Origin of the sequence: Plantactinospora mayteni, from assembly GCF_016862935.1 — a bacterium.
Taxonomy (GTDB): domain Bacteria; phylum Actinomycetota; class Actinomycetes; order Mycobacteriales; family Micromonosporaceae; genus Plantactinospora; species Plantactinospora mayteni.
On record NZ_BONX01000026.1, the window covers coordinates 210773 to 227212 of the forward strand.

The window sequence follows — 16440 nt, forward strand, 5'->3', positions numbered from 1 at the left end:
AGCCGGGCTTGCGAGCCCCACAGCACGAACGAAAGGCGGGCTGGTGACGGGGCACGCGCGACCGAGTTACTGGTACGACCTCGCCGGGCTGGACGCCTCGGCGGCGGCGATCCGGGCCGCGCTCCCACCCGGGGTCGAGCTGCTGTACGCGATGAAGGCGAACCCGGACCCGGGAATCCTGCGTACCCTGGCACCGCACGTCGACGGCTTCGAGGCGGCCAGCGGCGGCGAGCTGCGGCACCTGGCCGAGGTCTTCCCCGGCACCGCCCCGGCGGCGTTCGGCGGGCCGGGCAAGACCGACCCGGAACTCTCCGCCGGGCTGGCCGCCGGGGTGCGCCGGTTCCACGTCGAGTCCCCGACCGAGCTGCGTCGGCTCGCCCGGCTGGCCGTCGACCGGGACGCGGTCGCCGACGTGCTGCTCCGGGTCAACCTGCCGGTGCCGGTCGGCGACGCCGTGCTGGTGATGGGCGGCCGGCCCAGCCCGTTCGGGATGTCCCCGGTGGAGGCCCGGGCCTGTGCCCGGCTCGACCTGCCGGGGATCCGGATCCGGGGCGTGCACGCCCACCTCGGCAGCGGCCTCGCCGCGCCCGGTGCCGCCGCAGTGGCCCGGACGATCGTCGAGTGGGCGGTGGCCGAACTCGACGCCCGGGAGGTGAACGTCGGCGGTGGCATGGCGGTCGACTACGCCGACCCGGCGGCCCGGTTCGACTGGCCGGCGTACGGCGCCGCGCTGGCCAGGCTGCTCGCCGACCATCCCGGCCGGACGCTGCGGATCGAGCCGGGCCGGGCCATGACCGTCTACTGTGGGCACTACCGCGTCCGGGTGCTGGACGTGAAGCACTCCGGCGGCGAGTGGTTCGTGGTGGTGACCGGCGGCACGCACCAGTTCCGCACCCCGGCCGCGAAGTCGCACTCCCAGCCGTTCACCGTACTGCCCCGCCCGGAGTGGGAGTATCCGTTCCCCCGGCCGGTCACCGGGGCCGGGCCGGTGACGATCGTCGGGCAGCTCTGCACCCCGAAGGACGTACTGGCCCGGATACCGGACGCGGCCGAACTGCCACCGCCCGGCCGGATCGCCGCTGGCGACACGATCGTCTTCGGCATGGCCGGCGCGTACGCCTGGAACATCAGTCACCGGGACTTCCTGATGCACGACCCGCCGGAGTTCCGGACCGGAGTGCCGGAGGACTGACCGCCGAGAGATCTCTGACTATAGTCAGAGAAGTGACGGCGAGGACCGAAGACGCGGCGACAACCGAACAGGCGGCGATGTCCGAACAGGCTCGGTCGGTCCGCGACTTCAACCGCTACTACTCGCAGCGGATCGGGCTGCTCACCGACCGCTACCTCGGGCAGGACCGGCCGCTCAGCGAGGCCCGGCTGCTCTACGAGATCGGCACCGGCGCGTCAGTCCGCGACCTGCGTACCCGGCTCGGCTGGGACTCCGGCTATCTGAGCCGGTCGCTCCGCTCCCTCGAAGGGCAGGGCCTGGTCCAGCTCCGCGCGCACGAGACGGACGGCCGGGTCCGGGTCGCCGAGCTGACCGCCGCCGGCACCGCCGAACTCGCCGAGCTGGAGCGGCGCTCGACCGCCGCCGCCAGCGAACTGCTGGCGCCGCTCACCGTCAGCCAACGAGCGGAGCTGATCGCGGCGCAGCACCGCACCCGCCAACTGCTCCGGCTGGCCGCCGTCACGGTCGAGGTCGTCGAGGCCGACTCGGCCGCCGCCCGGCACTGCCTGACCGAGTACGCCGCCGAGCTGTCGATCCGGTTCCCCGAGGGGTACGACACCCGGGCGCTGGTGGACCCGGCCGAGGTGAGCGGGGCCGGCGGTGCCTTCCTGGTCGGGTACGAGCAGGGCCGCCCGATCGGTTGCGGCGGAATCCGGACCCTCGGGCCGGGCACGGCGGAACTCTGCCACCTGTGGGTGCACGGCGACGCCCGTGGCCTGGGGCTCGGCCGCCGGCTGCTCGCCGAGCTGGAACGGCAGGCGGTGACCCGCAGCCTGCACACCGTGCGACTGGGCACCCACCGATCGCTGTCCGAGGCGGCAACCCTCTACCGCTCGGCCGGCTACCACCAGATCCCGGTGTACGGCGACAGCCCGTACAACCAGCTCTGCTTCGAGCGAACGCTCGCCGACGACGTACCCGGAAAAGCGGCTCCCTCACTAGACCCCGGAGGGGTACGTCTCCAGTTCGCCGGGGGCCGTCGCGGCGGGTAGCGGGTGCAGGGCCGTGGTGTGGTCGCACCAGATGAAGGCGTCGTACCGGTCGCCGAGCCGGGTCGGCACGTAGTTGCCCCACGCCTCGAACGACGGGTCGTAGACCACCCCGATCGCCCGGTGGTCGACCTCCTCGCCCAGCCAGTCCGGCCGCTCGCCCAAGTCCGACCGGTCACCCGAGCCCAGCCGGTCACCCGAGTGCGGCCGGTCGCCGGGGTCGAAGACCAGCATGGCCTGCTCGGGCAGCATGTGGTGCAGCCGCTCTTCGATCGACCCGGCCCGGGCCACCGGCACGGTCATCACCTCGGCCGGCGCACCCCACCGGTTGGCCGCGACCACACTGCCCTGGTAGCTGCCGAAGCCGACCAGTACCACGTCGTCGGCGCCGTGCCGTTCCCGGGCGAGCTGGCCGATGTTGACCATCCCGCCCGGGGCCATGTCGGTGGCCCGGGCGTCGCCGACGTGCGTGTTGTGTGCCCAGACCACCGCCCGGGCCTGCGGGCCGTACCGGTCGAGCAGCCGGTCCAGGGTGTCGGCCATGTGGCTGTCCCGGACGTTCCAGGACTGCGGGCCGCCGCCGACCATCGCCCGGTAGTACTTCTCCGCGCCGGCCACCACCGCCGCGTTCTGCCAGGCCGAGAAGGCGTCGGCACCGTCGGCGGCGGCCCGTTCCCGGGTACGCGCCAACAGCCGCACCACCTCGGCCTCGCAGCGGGCCGAGACGAACCGGCTGGCCAGCCCGTACTCCTCGATCCGGGTGCCGTACGGCTCGAAGCACCGGTACGCCTCCTGGGCGATCTCCAGTGACGCCGGGTCCTCCTCGCCCAGGTAGTCCAGGATTGCCTGCATCGACTCCCAGAGGCTGTAGACGTCGAGCCCGTGGAAGCCGGCCCGCTGCCCGGCCGGCCGGTCGATGTTCCAGGCCCGGAGCCAGCGGCAGAACCGGGCCACCTCGGCGTTCGCCCACATCCAGGTCGGCCACCGCTCGAACCGTTCCAGCGCGCGCTGCGGGTCGTCGTCGCCGCCCGGTGCGCCGGTCACCGAGCGGTGCACCAGGTCGCAGTCCGGCCAGTCGCCCTCGACGGCCACGAACGAGAAGCCGCACTCGGCGATCAGCCGCCGGGTGAGCTGCTCGCGCAGCCGGTAGTAGTCGTACGTGCCGTGGCTCGCCTCGCCGAGCATCACCACCCGGGCCGAGCCGATGCGCTCCAGCAGCGGGTCGAAGTCGTCCGGGGCCCCGAGCCGGGAAACCTGCATGCCCGCGGCTACCCCGGGGGCCGCCCGGGTAAACCCGTGGTGTGGGTGGGGCGGGACTGGGTAACCGCAGACGCATGCGAGCTAACGCGATGCAGTTGCAGGAGTCGCTCGCCGGACTGGACTACCCGGTGTCAAAGGAGGACCTGGTGCGCTGGGCCCAGGAGACCGGCGTCGACACCCAGACCCTCAAGCTGCTCCAGTCGTTGCCGGTCGAGCAGTTCCAGACCCCCGCCGAGGTCGGCGACGCGATCATCGAACTCTCCTGAGCACGCCACCGTCCGGCTGCTGACCAACTGGCCCGACCCGGGACACGGTGCTCCCGGGACACGGTGCCCCCGGGGCCGGGGTCAGCCCTGCCGCTGGAGGTACGCCAGGACGGCCAGTACCCGGCGGTTGTCGTCGTCCGACGGGGACAGGTCGAGCTTGCCGAAGATGCTGGCGGTGTGCTTGCCGACCGCGCTCTCGCTGAGGAAGAGCCGCTGCCCGATGGCGCTGTTGGACCGCCCCTCGGCCATCAGCTCCAGCACCTCCCGTTCCCGGGACGTCAGCCGGGCGACCGGGGCGTCCCGGCTGCTCCTGGCGAGCAGCTTGGCGATCACGTCCGGGTCCATCGCCATGCCGCCGCCGGCCACCCGGCGTACCGCGTCGACGAACTGCTCCGCGTTGAAGACCCGGTCCTTGAGCAGGTAGCCGACCCCGCCGGTGCCGTCGGCGAGCAGTTCCCGGGCGTAGAGCTGCTCGACGTGCTGGGAGAGCACCAGCACCGGCAGCCCGGGTACCTCCCGGCGGGCCGCCAGCGCCGCCTGGAGCCCCTCGTCGGTCTGGGTGGGCGGCAGACGTACGTCCACCACGGCCACGTCCGGGCGCAGTTCCAGCAGCGCCGCCAGCAGCTCCGGACCGGTCTCCACCGCCGCCACCACGTCGAAGCCGTGCGCGGTCAGCATCCGGGACAGGCCGTCCCTCAAGAGATAGAGGTCCTCGGCGAGGACAACGCGCACGGCACCTCCAGGATCACCGTCGTCGGGCCGCCCGGCGGACTGCTCAGGTCGACGACGCCGTCGAATGTACCGAGCCGGCGGCTGATGCCGTGCAGTCCACTGCCCCGCGCCTCGTCCGCGCCGCCCCGCCCGTCGTCGGCGACCACGATCCGCAGCCGGCCGTCGGCGTACCCGAGATGCACGGTGATCCGGGCGGCGCGGGCGTGCTTCACCGCGTTGGTCAGCAGTTCGCTCACCGCGAAGTAGGCGGCCGACTCGATCGGCGGCTCCGGTCGGCCGGGCAGTTCGACGGTGACCTCGGTCCGGACCGTGGTGTCCAGGGCCAGCGCCCGGACGGCGTCGGCGAGCCCGCGCTCGGCGAGTACCGGCGGATGGATGCCCCGGACCAGGTCGCGGAGTTCGGTGAGCGCCTTGGCCGACGCCTGCCGCGCCTCGGCCAGCAGCGCCCGGGCTGCCTGCGGGTCCCTGTCCAGCAGGTATTCGACGTTGCCGAGGTTGATCCCCATCGCCACCAGCCGGGCCTGGGCGCCGTCGTGCAGGTCGCGTTCGATCCGGCGCAGCTCGGCGGCCTGGCTCTCGGTGGCGTCGGCCCGGGTCTCGGTGAGCCGCTGCACCCGCAGCGCCAGCCGGGACTTTGCGGTCGGGGCGAGCAGCAGCGCGGCCCACCGGCCGTTGAACCGGAGCACCGCCGGGGCGGCCAGCAGGCCGAGCGCGGCCAGGGCCAGCCCGACCGGGATCGCCGCCGCGTCCGAGCCGGCGACCGAGCCGTACCAGTCGGTGCCGCCGTCGGCCCGCAGCCCGACCAGCATCCACAGCCTCGGCATCGCCAGCCCGAAGATCCCGTAGCCGATCGCGCCGAGCGGGGCGGCCAGGGAGAGCCCGCCGACCACCGGGTCGAGCAGCAGCCAGCCGAAGTCCCGCCAGCTCGCCCGGTCCCGGGTGAGCCAGCGCAGCCGCAGCCCGTACGCGGCCCACCGCTCGGTCTGGTAGAGGTGGTTCCCCACCTGGTAGCGGCCGTCCGGCCGACGCTGCGGCACCTCGGGCCGGGGCAGGTACGGCGAGTCGACCGTCACCCCGCTCCACTGGCCGGCCAGCCGTCGACGCAGTTCCGGCAGCCAGCGGATGTTCTGGATCACCGGTGGCAGCACCACCACGATGCCGACCCCGTACGTCAGCAGCAGGGCGACGGCGGAGAGTGCGGCCAGTGGCAGGGCGGCCAGGCTCAGCCCGAGCAGGGAGAGCAGTCGGAGCAGCAGCAGGAGTTGGTGCGCGTACCAGACCCGGAGGCGGCCGGGTTGCCGCTGCGTCGGCCCCAGCCACCAGCGGGTCCACCGCAGGTGCAGGGTACGCAGCCAGGGCGCCACCGCCAGCCCGGCGACGGCGGCGGCGAGTCCGGCCGGTACCGCCCACCAGTGCCGGGAGGCGTTGCTGGCCGCGTACCAGCCACCGGCGGCGACCAGCGCGACCGGCAGGCCGCCGAGCAGCGTCCCGACCAGCGGAGTAGTGATCATCCAGCCCAGGTCGCGGTAGCTGGCCGGGTCGCCGAGCAGCCAGTCCATCAGCCGGAGGAACGCGGGAACCCAGGGCCGCCGGTAGAGCCGGTTGTCGTGCGGATAGCGCCCGTCCGCCTCCGGCTGCGGCGGCCCCGGCCGAGGCCGGTACGGCGACCCGAGCGGCATCCCGGAGCCGTCGCCGGAGCCGGAGCCGTCGCCGGCCAGCCGGCGTACCAGGTTGGTCAGGTGCCGCCCGGCCAGGATCGGCAGCGGCAGCAGGAAGATCAGCCCGAGCCCGAACCCCGGCACGAAGAAGGCCAGGTGCACCAGCAGCGACACCGCCCCGGCCAGGCCCAGCCCGGCCAGTGCCACCCCGTGCAGCAGGGCGAGCCCGGCGGCGCGTACCGCTCTGGTTGTCATGCGGTCAAGTCTGTCCGCTGATGGCCGGCGGCGGCAGTGCCCGAAGGCGCCGGCCAGGGGTGGGGTTAGCTACACCCCGGGTCGGCATCCGGCCCCATTCTGGCCGCTACCGGGACTTCCTAACCTAACCGGAGCAGTCCCCGGGGGTCGGGCCGGCACGGGGCGGCCCGACCCCGGCGGGTCTCGGGATCAGGACGGCAGGGTGACGGTGCGGCCCTGTTCGCGGGCGGTCTGCGCGGCGGAGAGCACCGCCACCACGTCCCGGCCGAACCGCACGTCCGTCTGCTGGTCGCGGGTGCCGCTGTCGATCTCGCTCAGGAGCTGCTCGACCGCCAGCCGTAGCGCGTCCACCGGGCTGCCGTCCCGGTCCGGCACCACGCCGATGCCCTCCTCGCCGTGGAAGGCGAACTCGAAGGTGGTCGAGGCGGGCGGGGCGTCCAGGGCCAGCGACAGGGTGCTGGTCGCGGTCCCGCCGTGCGCCAGCGTCAGGTGCACGCCGCCCCGAGGTCCGCCCATCGCGGCGACCTCGGTCACCGGGCCGAGCACCGGCAGGATCAGCGAGAGCGCGTGCGGGCCGACATCCCAGAGCGCGCCCTGCTCGCGCCGCCAGGCCGATCCGCCGTACGGGTTGCCGGGCTGGAAGATCGACGCGTACATCACGCCCCGGGCGCCGTGCCAGCCACCGGTGGCCGCCGCGCTGGCCAGGAAGGTGGCGATGGCCGGCTGGAAGCGGTTGGTGAAGAAGACCACCGAGGCGACCCCGCTCTGCGCGGCAGCCGCCACCACCCGGTCGGCGTCCGGCAGGCTCAGCGCCAGCGGCTTGTCGAGCAGCAGGTGCCGGCCGGCGGTGGCGGCCCGTACCGCCAGGTCCGCCTGTACGTCCGGCGGCAGCGCGATCGACACCGCCTGCACGGCCTCGATCAGCGCGTCGGCGTCGGGATAGGCCGGCACGCCGTACCGGTCGGCCAGCGCCTCGGCCTTGGCCGGGTCCCGGCCCCAGACCCCGGCGAGCCGGGCCCGGGGATGCCCGGCGAGCGCGGCGGCGTGCACCTCCGCCGCCCAGTGACCGGTGCCGAACAATCCGAACGTGAGCACGGTAATCCCCTCTTCGCGCCATTCTGAGCAGGAATTCTTCCTTACACAACCGGCCGGGGCGAATCGGGCCGTCCTAACCGGCCCGCTTCCGGCGTCGCCTGCTCCGCCCGCGCCGCTGCGCGAACCGCTGGACCGTGTGGTACGCCTCCCGCGCCTCCGCCACCGACCGGTTCGCCTCGGAGAGCAGTTCCCAGGCGGCCGTCTCGGCGGCCCGCGCCTCCTGCTCGACCCGTCGGGTCAGCGCGGCGGCCCGGTCGTACGCCCGGCGCGCCTCGGCCAGCCGCATCCGGGCGAGGTCGAGTACCCGTTCCCGCTCCTCCTGCGCCGGGTCCCAGTTCCCGCTCCGCCGGAACACCTCGCGCAGTTGCGGCAGCGAGAGATCCCCGCGCCGGTACGCCGCCAGGGCCGCCCGGGACACCGCCCGGTCCCGCTCCGGATCGGGCTCGGGATCGCGGACGGGGGCGCTCGCCGCCGCCTGCCGGCCGGCGAGTACCGCCTGCCAGGCCCGGTCGTACTGCTGCCCGGCCGCCTCCTGGTCCGCCCACGCCTCGTCCCGGTGCCGTTCCGCCTCGGCCACGGCCACCCGGGCCGCACCGGCGATGGCGGCGGCCCGGCCGGCGTCGGTCTGGGTCGCCACCGCGTACGCCTCCAACTCCTCGGCGGCGGCGCGCAGCCGCTCCACGTCGGGTCGGGGGTTGCGCGGCCGGTCTGCCACCACCGCGAGGACGAGGAGGGAGAACAGCACCACACCACCGGCGATCAGCAGCGCGGAGAGCGCGTCGATGCCGGACAGGTCCACGCGGTGGGGCTCCCGGTGAGGTGGCGGTCGGGGTGCGGCCAATCATAGAAGGTACTGATAATCCGCCCATGATCGCCCGGTGCCCCCAGGTACGCCCGGGGTCGGACGGACGTCAGTCGCGCAGGACCGCCGGCAGTGCCTTCCGGTGCAGTACGACGAGGCCCGCGACGGCCCGGGTCAGCACGACGTAGAGCCGGTTCAGGCCGCGAGGTTCGGCGGCCACGATGTCGGCCGGCTCCACCACGACCACGTGGTCGTACTCCAGGCCCTTGCAGAGGCTGGCCGGCACCACCACGACCCCGGGCACGTCGACGAGCCCCGCCAGTTCGTCGCCGGCCAGTTCGTCGGCCGCGTCGTCGGCGGCGATGACCGCGACTGTGGTCTCCCGGGGAGCCTGCCGGGCCGCCACCCGGACCGCGGCGTGCAGATCGTCGACCTGCCGCACCGCCAGCGTCCCGCCCGGCCGGTACGACCGGGTCGGCGCGATGCCGGGGGCGAGGACCCGGGCCGCGTACTCCGCGATGACCTGCGGTACCCGGTATCCGGTGTGCAGTTCCAGCGTCCGGACCTCGCGCTTGGCGAGCCGGCCGAGCAGTACGGGCCACGAGTCGGCCGCCAGCGGGTGGGTCGCCTGCCCGAGATCGCCGACGACCGTCATCGAGGCGTACTCGGCCCGGCGGGCGATCATCCGGCACTCCATCGGCGACAGGTCCTGGGCCTCGTCCAGGATCACGTGCAGGTAGGGGTCGCCGATCGACGGGTCGTCGTCGGGCTCCGCCACCGGCAGCGGCTCGGCGAGCACCGGCACGTAGCCCTCCTCGCCGTGCGGGTCGAACCCGTCGGTCCAGCCGACCACCCGGTGCCCTTCCCGGAGGATCACGGCCTCGGCCCAGCGCTGGGCGGCGACGGTCGCGTCGTTGTCGATCGCCGGGCCGGCGAGGGCGATCGGGGTCGGAAGTCCCGGCGCGTACAGCTCCCATCCTTCGCGCAGTCCGCAACTGAGGACGAAGGTCTGCACGTCGCGGGTGCCGGTGGTCAGCTCGCGCAGCCGCCACTCGGGCTCCGGTGCCCTCGGCGCGACGGGCGGCTCGCCGAGCAGTCCGGTCAGCTCGTCGAGCAGCGGCACGTCGTCCACGGACCAGTCGGTCCGACCCCGGTACGACGCGGCCAGCACTTCGGCGGCCCGGTCGCCCAGGCCGACCACCCGGGCCGGGTCGGTGAGCCACGACAGTACGGCCGTCGGTGTCAGCACCGGCCACCAGGCGAGCAGGAACCGGCGGAACTCGCCCCGGTCCCCGACCTCCTCGGCGAACAGCTCCCGGTCGAGGTGCCTGCCGTCCACCCTGCTCCACAGGGCGTCCAGCAGGATCGCGGCGGCGGTCGAACGGGCGGCGTTGGGCATCGTCCCGGTCGCCTCGCACCGGGTGCGTACCCGACGGCGGGCCGCCGGCAGGTCGGCTCCGTCCAGGGTGAGCACCTGGCCGGCGTACACGAGTCGGAGCCGGTCCGGTGCGGTCGGCGGCGTCTGCCAGGTCAGCTCGGTCAGCACGTCCCGGATGCGCTCGTCGCCCTTGATCCTGGCGACCTCCGCGCCGTCCCGGCGGGTGGCGGTCACGCCGTCGACGAGTTCGCCGAGCGCGCGCAGGTGCACGCTCTCCTCACCGAGCGAGGGCAGCACCCGGCTGATGTAGGTGGTGAACACGGTCGAGGGGCCGACCACCAGGATGCGGCCGTCGGTGAACCGGCCCCGGTCGGTGTAGAGCAGGTACGCCGCCCGGTGCAGTGCGACCTGGGTCTTGCCGGTCCCCGGCCCGCCGGTGATCAGGGTGACGCCCCGGGCGGGGGCCCGGATGGCCTCGTCCTGCTCCCGCTGGATCGTGGTGACGATGTCGCGCATGCGCGGGCCACGGGAGCGCCGGAGCGCGGCCAGCAGCGCACCCTCGCCGAGTAGCCGCAGCTCACCGGCGGCGTCCGGGGACAGTACGTCGTCGTCGAGGTCGACGACCTGCGGACCCCGGCAGATGATCACCCGACGGCGTACCACCCCGAGCGGCGCTCCCGGAGTGGCCCGGTAGAACGGCGCGGCGGCCGGCGCCCGCCAGTCGACCAGCAGCGGTTCCACCCCGTCGCGTACGCCCAGCCGGCCGATGCGGTAGGTCTCGCCGTCGTCGAAGTCGAGCCGACCGAAGACCAGGCCCTCCGCTTCGGCGTCCAGCGCCCGCAACTGCGTGGCGGCCCGGTGGGCCATCGCGTCGCGCTCCACCAACCCGGCGACCGGACCGGCCGCCGCCCTCTTGTTGCCCTCCTCGGCGAGCGCGCTCGCCTGCTCCCGCATCACGTCGAGTCGTGCGTAGACCCGGTCGACGACCCGCTGTTCGGCAGCGATTTCCTGGGTTCTGGCGTCGGACACAGTGCTCCCCCGGTGTGTACGAGCGTGACTCCGGCGAGCATATGTACCGGTCAGGGCCGAGAAATCATCATTCGCGCCGACGCGGAACGGCTTGCCACGCCGATACCATGAAGGTGGCCGGTTGAGGTGAGCTATCCCCGGACCAGAGCCACCCCGATCGACATCCGGCCTTCGGCCCGCTCAGGCACACCCAGATCGTGACGACTTCTGGTGAGCCTAAGCTCCGCGGCTGACCGGCTCGGCGGTCTCTGCGGTGTCCGCCGGCTTCGGGGGAACGGCGGGCACCGGGTGCTCGTAGGGGCGCACCAGCACGACCAGGCCGGCCAGCACGAGCGCGAGCACTGGATACCAGGCGAGCCGGGCGGCGACCCAGCCGATGTCGACGGGTGCGTCACCGAGGCCGGGCAGCGTGCCGAGCCGGCGGGCGACCTCCGAGACGCCGACGAGCGCCACCTGGTGCCAGCAGAACACGCTCATCGCGCTCAGGTTGAGCAGTGTCACGGCGGCCCAGATCCGGGGCCGGCGCAGGAGCCGCTCGATCCGGTCCCGCAGCAGCAGTGCGGCGCCCGCCTGGATCGCGGCGAGGGCCGGGACCATCAGCGACGGCGGGTTCGAGTTTGAGCGCGTGGAGCCGGGCACGCTCACGATGCTCACCGGGTACTCCAGCACGGCGAGCAGGAACACGAACAGCGCCAGTCCCCCGGCGAGCAGACCGCCCGCGACCCGCCGGTCGACGCGCCCCGCCGACCAGGCCACGCCCAGTTGGTACGCGAAGCACCAGGCCGGCAGCACGCTCAGGTACCCGACGGCGGCCGGCTCGACGTCCGGGCCGAAGCGCACCAGGTCCACCACGGCCACGGCGGCGGCGAGCGCCAGGACCACCCGGAGCCCAGCACGCCGGTCGAGTCTGAGGGCGTACGGCGTGAGGGCGGTGATCACCGCGTACACGGCCATGAACCACAACGGCTGGAGGAACAGCACCACGGTCGTCCGCACGGTACCGGCGCCGAGCCCGAGGACGCCGAGCAGCGGCAGCGCCACGGTCAGGATCATCGTCGCGGCGACAACCGGCCGCCCGATCCGCCACAGCCGGCGGTACACCCATTCGGCGTCGGTCTCGCCGCGCGCCCGGGCACGGCGGAGCCCCTGTGCCGCCGTGTATCCGCCGACGAGGAAGAACAGGCCCAGCATCTGGAGGAACCAGGTGGCCGGGTGGAGCCACTCCAGGTATCGCAGCGGGCTGTCGATCCGCAGACCGCCTGTCGGGGTCGCGACCAGCGCGCCGACCAGCCAGTGCCCAGCCACGACGCCGAGGATGGCCAGGGCTCGGAGCCCGTCGATGAACCGGTCGCGCTGCTGCATGACGTCCCCCTCGTCGGTGTCTCCGGTCTCGTGTCACCGACGCTATGAACGATCACGGCGAGGATCGATCCGACTGGCATCCCGGGCGAGGGTAGGGAAAGCCCCCGGGCGAGGAGGCTCCGCAGCACCATTGCGGGCAACTCGCGATGCGGGGGCGTAGGCCGGGGCGGTGACGGCTCGGGCGAGGAACTCGGCCGCCATGCCGCACCCCTTGACGCCGCGCTACTACGCCGGTTAGTAGACTGCGGCGGTGAGCCGACACCGGTCCCGCGCCGCCGCGCTGCCATCTCGCACCGGCATCCGCCCCCGGGCCGGCCGATGAACGACTTCCTGGTCGCGTCGTCGATCGTGCTGTCGCTCGTACTCGCCGTCTGGAGCCTGGTGACGACGATGCGGAACCGGCCGCCGAACGTCTCCCACCTCGCCGGCCTGGCCGTGCTGGAGTTGGTGCTGCTCGCGCTCGCCGCCGCGGCGGTGGCCGCCTGGATCGGCGGCGAGCAGCCCGCCGAGGCCGGCACCTTCGCCGGTTACCTGATCACCCTGGTCTGCCTGCCGCCGCTGGCCGGGGTACTGGCCCGGATGGAGCCGACCCGCTGGGGTTCGGTGATCGTCACCGTGGTCTGCCTGGTGATCCCGGTGGTCGTGGTACGCCTGCAACAGACCTGGCAGATCCCCGGTGGCTGAGTCGACGAGCGCCGGTACGGCGACCCCGGACAGGCTGCCCCGACGGGTGAACAGCGGGCCGGGCCGGGCGCTGGTGGCGGTCTACATCCTGTTCGCCATCGCCGCGAGCTGCCGGGCCGGGGTGCAGATCGTCACCAAGTTCGACGAGGCGCCGGTCGCCTATCTGCTCTCCGCGCTCGCCGCCGTGATCTACATCGTGGCGACCGTCGGGCTGGCCCGGGGCGACCGGGCCGGCCGCCGCACAGCGCTGGTCTGCTGCACCGTGGAACTCGTCGGGGTGCTCAGCGTCGGGGCGTTGAGCCTGCTCGACCCGGCGCTCTTCCCCGACGACACCGTCTGGTCGGACTTCGGTGGCGGCTACGGCTACATCCCGCTGGTACTGCCGGTGCTCGGTCTGCTCTGGCTGCGCCGCACCCGCCCCGCCGCCTGACATCGTCCGCTCGAACCAGGCCGGCTGCGACTTCGGGCGGTGAAGCTGCGGCGGCGGTCGGGCCGGCGTCGGGCCGCCAGCACGCGCTGGCGGCCCGACGACGCACTGTCCCGAGAGTCAGGGCAGCGTGTTCAGGTGCGGCCGGACTGTCCGGGCGAAGTTGTTGCCGTTGCTGACGTCCCAGTTGATCGACCAGGTCATCGCGCCCCGGATGCCCGGGTAGGTGCGCGGCGGGCGGAAGCTGCCGCAGCTCGTCCCCTTGGCCAGGCAGTCCAGCGCCTGGTTGACCAGGCTCGGCGCGACGATGCCGCCGCCGGCCGCGCCGGGACCGGCCGGCAGCCCGAGCGCCACCTGGTCGGGCCGGAGTCCGGCTTCGAGTTGCAGGCAGGCCAGCGCCGTCATGAAGTTCACCGTGCCCTGGGAGTACGCGAACGCCTGGTCGCAGCCGAGCATCGAGCCGGAGTTGTAGAACTGGGTGTGCACCACGGTGAGGATGTCCCGGATGTCCAGCGCCAACTTGAAGTACGACACCGACGGCGACTGCATGTCGATGGTCTGCGGCGCCATCGTGATGATCAGACTCGACCCCACCCGGCTGCGCAGTGACCGCAGCGCCTGCGCCATGTACGTCGGGTTGAGCCCGTTCTCCAGGTCGATGTCGACCCCGTCGAAGCCGTACTGCTGGATCAGGCCGTAGACGCTGTTGCTGAAGTTGGTCGCGGAGGCCGCGTCGTTGACGGCGACCCGGCCGGTCTCGCCGCCGACCGAGAGGATGACCTTCTTGCCCCGCGCCTTGACGGTCCGTACGTCGGCGGTGAAGTCGGCGTTCGTGTAGCCGCCGACCGAGGCCGACAGCCCCGGGTCGATCCCGAACGTGACCGCGCCGGGCGTACTGGTCGCCTCGGCGAAGGCGACGGCGATCACGTCGTACTCGGCGGGCACGTCCCGCAGTCGCAGTTCGACGGCCGGGTTGTCGAAGTTGTGCCAGTACCCGGTGAGGAAGTGCTTGGGCAGCCCGGAGGTGGGCGGGTTCGTCGTCGGCGGGGTGGTCGGGGGCTGGGTGGTGGGCGGGCGGGTGGTCGGCGGGGTGGTCGGGGTGGTGCCGCCGCCGCAGGCCGCGCCGTTCAGGGTGCAGTTGGCCGGGCTGCCCGAGCCGGTGGCGAGGAAGCCGAACGACACCGAGGCGCCGGGTGCGACGGTGCCGTTCCAGGATCGGTTGGTGAAGGTGTGCCGCTGGCCCGAGGAGGTGAGCAGGGCGTCCCAGTAGCTGCCCATCGTGGTGCCGGCGGGCAGGTCGAAGGCGACCGACCAGCCGTTGATGGTGCTGGTCCCGCCGTTGGTGATGGTGTATTTCCCCTCCCAGCCGGTGCCCCAGTCGGAGGTCTTCACGAAGGTGGCGGTCGGCCCGGCGGCGTACGCGGGCAGCGCTCCCCAGGCGACGCCGACCGCCGCCACGAGGCCGGCGACTACGGACAGGACAAGGCTTCTGCGGCGTCTCATGTGGTCCTCCACCGGGCGGTCGGGCATCCACAGCCATCGACTGTCCGCCAATTATTAGGAAGGTTAACTGTTTTACGCAAGAGGGTGCGTGGAGTGGCCCCGCACGACGGCAGAGCCACCCACGCACCCGTGGGGCCGGCGCCTCCGGTGGGCCGAGAAGCCGGAGACGCCGGCCGGACCGGTCCTGACCGCCCACGCGGACGCAGCAACGCGGGCTTCTCAGGCTCAGCGCCGCAGCCTTCCCAGGTTCAGCGGCGGAGCCTTGCCCGGGCTCAGCCGCGCAGGCTTCACAGGCTCAGCGGCGGAGCCTTGCCCGCGCTCAGCGGCGGAAGGTGAACCAGTTGAGGTTGGCGAAGTCCGCCGGCTGGCCGCTGCTGAAGGTCAGGTAGACGGTACGTACCCCGGTCACCGCCGAGACGTTGCCGGGAATCGACTGCCAGCTCTGCCAACCGCCGGTGTTGCCGACGGCGAAGCTGCCCAGCACCGGACCGGTCGGACTGTCCACCCGGACCTGCACCAGGCCACTCACCCCGCCACCGGCACCCGAGGCGACCCGGCCCACGAAGTCCCGGGGCGGCGTCGAGCCGAAGTCGACCCGGTCGTACCGGACCCAGTCACCGTTGGCCAGCCAGCCGATGTTCTGGCCGCCCTCGCTGCACGCCTCGACCCCGACACCCTGCTGCCCGTTGTACGCCTCGGCCTGGATCGTCGAGTACGCGCTCACCGTGCCGCCGGGCGGCGGCGTGGTCGGGGGCGGGGTGGTCGGCGGGTCGGTCGGGTTGGTGCCACCGCCCCGGCTGTAGACCGCCACGTAGTCGACCAGCATCGGCCGGCCGGAGACGGTGGCCGCGGTCGGGGTGGTGCCGCCGGCCACGCCGTTCGGGAACGCGCCGCCCATCGCGACGTTGAGCAGCAGGAAGTACCCGGCGTGGTCGGTCATCTGCGACCAGTACGAGCCGACCTGGGACTGGGTGACGGTGTGGTAGTGCTGGCCGTCGACGTACCAGCGCAGTTGCTGGGGACTGACCGAGGCGTCCCACTCGAACCGGTAGGTGTGGAACGCCGACTGGCAGGTCGAGCCGGGGCAGGCCCGCTGCGCGCCGATGCCGTTGAACTCGTTGCACGGCCCGCCCGGCGCGACGCCGCAGTGCAGTACGCCCCAGACCGAGTTGATCCCGTTGACGTTCTCCATCACGTCGAACTCGCCGATCCCCGGCCAGTTCTGGTAGTTCCCCCGGTACGGCGCGCCGAGCGCCCAGAACGCCGGCCAGTAGCCGGCCGCCTCGGCACCGGTCACGTTCGGCATCTGGATCCGGCCCTCGATCGCCAACACCCCGCCGGCGGGCGCCTTGAAGTTGGTGCGGACGGTCTCGATCCGGGACGACGTCCACTGGCCGGAGCCGTTGCGGATGGGGGTGATCCGCAGGTTGCCGTTGCCGTCGTGGCTGACGTTGGCGGTGCTGTTGGTGTAGGTCTGGATCTCGCCGGTGCCCCAGTTCGGCGGGCCGCCGGGATAGCTGGTGCCGGTGTCGATGATCCAGTTCGCCGACGACGGCAGAGTGTTGGCCACGCCGGTGAAGTCGTCGCCCCAGACCAGGCTCCAGCCGGAGGGCGGGGGTGGGATGGCGGCGTTGGCGGTCACGGTCACCGTGCTGACGACCGTGGCGAGCAGGGTGGAGGCGGCCACCAGCAGCGCGAGGCGCCGTCTGGTGGGCCGGCCGGCGGAGTCCGGCCGGACGATCCGGGTGGTGTTCATGTGCGGGGCCTCT

The 16440-nt window shown here is 73.2% G+C and carries 14 protein-coding genes; 5 read left to right on the forward strand and 9 right to left on the reverse strand.

The features are described 5' to 3' along the window. The first annotated feature begins 43 nt into the window (after window positions 1-43). Both Pma05_RS20110 and Pma05_RS20115 read left to right on the forward strand, forming a co-directional pair. Window positions 44-1192 (forward strand): type III PLP-dependent enzyme domain-containing protein, encoded by a 1149-nt coding sequence (locus tag Pma05_RS20110; RefSeq protein ID WP_203858971.1) that lies wholly within the window; start codon window positions 44-46, stop codon window positions 1190-1192. Between the two features lie 32 nt (window positions 1193-1224). Further along, window positions 1225-2223, forward strand: coding sequence for a MarR family winged helix-turn-helix transcriptional regulator (locus Pma05_RS20115; protein WP_239312696.1), 999 nt, complete (start codon window positions 1225-1227; stop codon window positions 2221-2223). Here Pma05_RS20115 and Pma05_RS20120 read toward each other — a convergent pair. Continuing rightward, window positions 2170-3480, reverse strand: a complete 1311-nt coding sequence (locus Pma05_RS20120) for an erythromycin esterase family protein (protein WP_203858972.1) — start codon at window positions 3478-3480, stop codon at window positions 2170-2172. The genes Pma05_RS20115 and Pma05_RS20120 overlap by 54 nt on opposite strands. A 74-nt stretch (window positions 3481-3554) precedes the next feature. On the opposite strand from Pma05_RS20120, the gene Pma05_RS20125 reads away from it, so the two are divergent. Further along, the gene (locus tag Pma05_RS20125) at window positions 3555-3746 is read left to right on the forward strand and encodes a DUF2795 domain-containing protein (protein ID WP_203858973.1); all 192 of its coding nucleotides are present in this window, start codon (window positions 3555-3557) and stop codon (window positions 3744-3746) included. Window positions 3747-3827: 81 nt separating this feature from the next. Here the strand turns inward: Pma05_RS20125 and Pma05_RS20130 are convergent, their stop codons facing one another. The 6 genes from Pma05_RS20130 to Pma05_RS20155 all read right to left on the reverse strand — a co-directional run bounded on the left by Pma05_RS20130 (window position 3828) and on the right by Pma05_RS20155 (window position 12057). Further along, a complete protein-coding gene (locus tag Pma05_RS20130) occupies window positions 3828-4478 on the reverse strand; it encodes a response regulator transcription factor (protein ID WP_203858974.1) in 651 nt (216 codons plus the stop codon). Further along, entirely contained in the window at window positions 4442-6391 is a 1950-nt protein-coding gene (locus Pma05_RS20135) for a sensor histidine kinase (RefSeq protein WP_239312699.1), read from the reverse strand. The genes Pma05_RS20130 and Pma05_RS20135 overlap by 37 nt, the downstream gene beginning before the upstream one ends. Before the next feature lie 189 nt (window positions 6392-6580). After that, window positions 6581-7486, reverse strand: a complete 906-nt coding sequence (locus Pma05_RS20140; protein ID WP_203858975.1) for a Gfo/Idh/MocA family protein — start codon at window positions 7484-7486, stop codon at window positions 6581-6583. A gap of 73 nt (window positions 7487-7559) precedes the next feature. After that, window positions 7560-8285: a hypothetical protein gene (locus Pma05_RS20145; protein ID WP_203858976.1), complete on the reverse strand. Its 726-nt coding sequence runs from the start codon at window positions 8283-8285 to the stop codon at window positions 7560-7562. Between the two features lie 112 nt (window positions 8286-8397). Then, window positions 8398-10695: a HelD family protein gene (locus Pma05_RS20150; RefSeq protein ID WP_203858977.1), complete on the reverse strand. Its 2298-nt coding sequence runs from the start codon at window positions 10693-10695 to the stop codon at window positions 8398-8400. Window positions 10696-10911: 216 nt separating this feature from the next. Continuing rightward, window positions 10912-12057: an acyltransferase family protein gene (locus tag Pma05_RS20155; RefSeq protein ID WP_203858978.1), complete on the reverse strand. Its 1146-nt coding sequence runs from the start codon at window positions 12055-12057 to the stop codon at window positions 10912-10914. A 318-nt stretch (window positions 12058-12375) separates the two neighbouring features. Between Pma05_RS20155 and Pma05_RS20160 the strand changes: the two genes are divergently transcribed. Together Pma05_RS20160 and Pma05_RS20165 are read left to right on the forward strand one after the other, a co-directional pair. Further along, window positions 12376-12741 (forward strand): hypothetical protein, encoded by a 366-nt coding sequence (locus Pma05_RS20160; RefSeq protein WP_203858979.1) that lies wholly within the window; start codon window positions 12376-12378, stop codon window positions 12739-12741. Next, window positions 12734-13171, forward strand: coding sequence for a hypothetical protein (locus Pma05_RS20165; RefSeq protein ID WP_372441512.1), 438 nt, complete (start codon window positions 12734-12736; stop codon window positions 13169-13171). Before Pma05_RS20160 ends, Pma05_RS20165 begins: the two co-directional genes overlap by 8 nt. 117 nt (window positions 13172-13288) lie before the next feature. Here Pma05_RS20165 and Pma05_RS20170 read toward each other — a convergent pair whose 3' ends face one another. Together Pma05_RS20170 and Pma05_RS20175 are read right to left on the reverse strand one after the other, a co-directional pair. Next, window positions 13289-14671 carry a chitinase gene (locus Pma05_RS20170; protein ID WP_203858980.1) on the reverse strand — a complete coding sequence of 461 codons (1383 nt, stop codon included), beginning with the start codon at window positions 14669-14671 and terminating at the stop codon, window positions 13289-13291. Between the two features lie 319 nt (window positions 14672-14990). Further along, window positions 14991-16427 (reverse strand): glycoside hydrolase family 16 protein, encoded by a 1437-nt coding sequence (locus Pma05_RS20175; RefSeq protein WP_203858981.1) that lies wholly within the window; start codon window positions 16425-16427, stop codon window positions 14991-14993. Window positions 16428-16440: the final 13 nt, after the last annotated feature.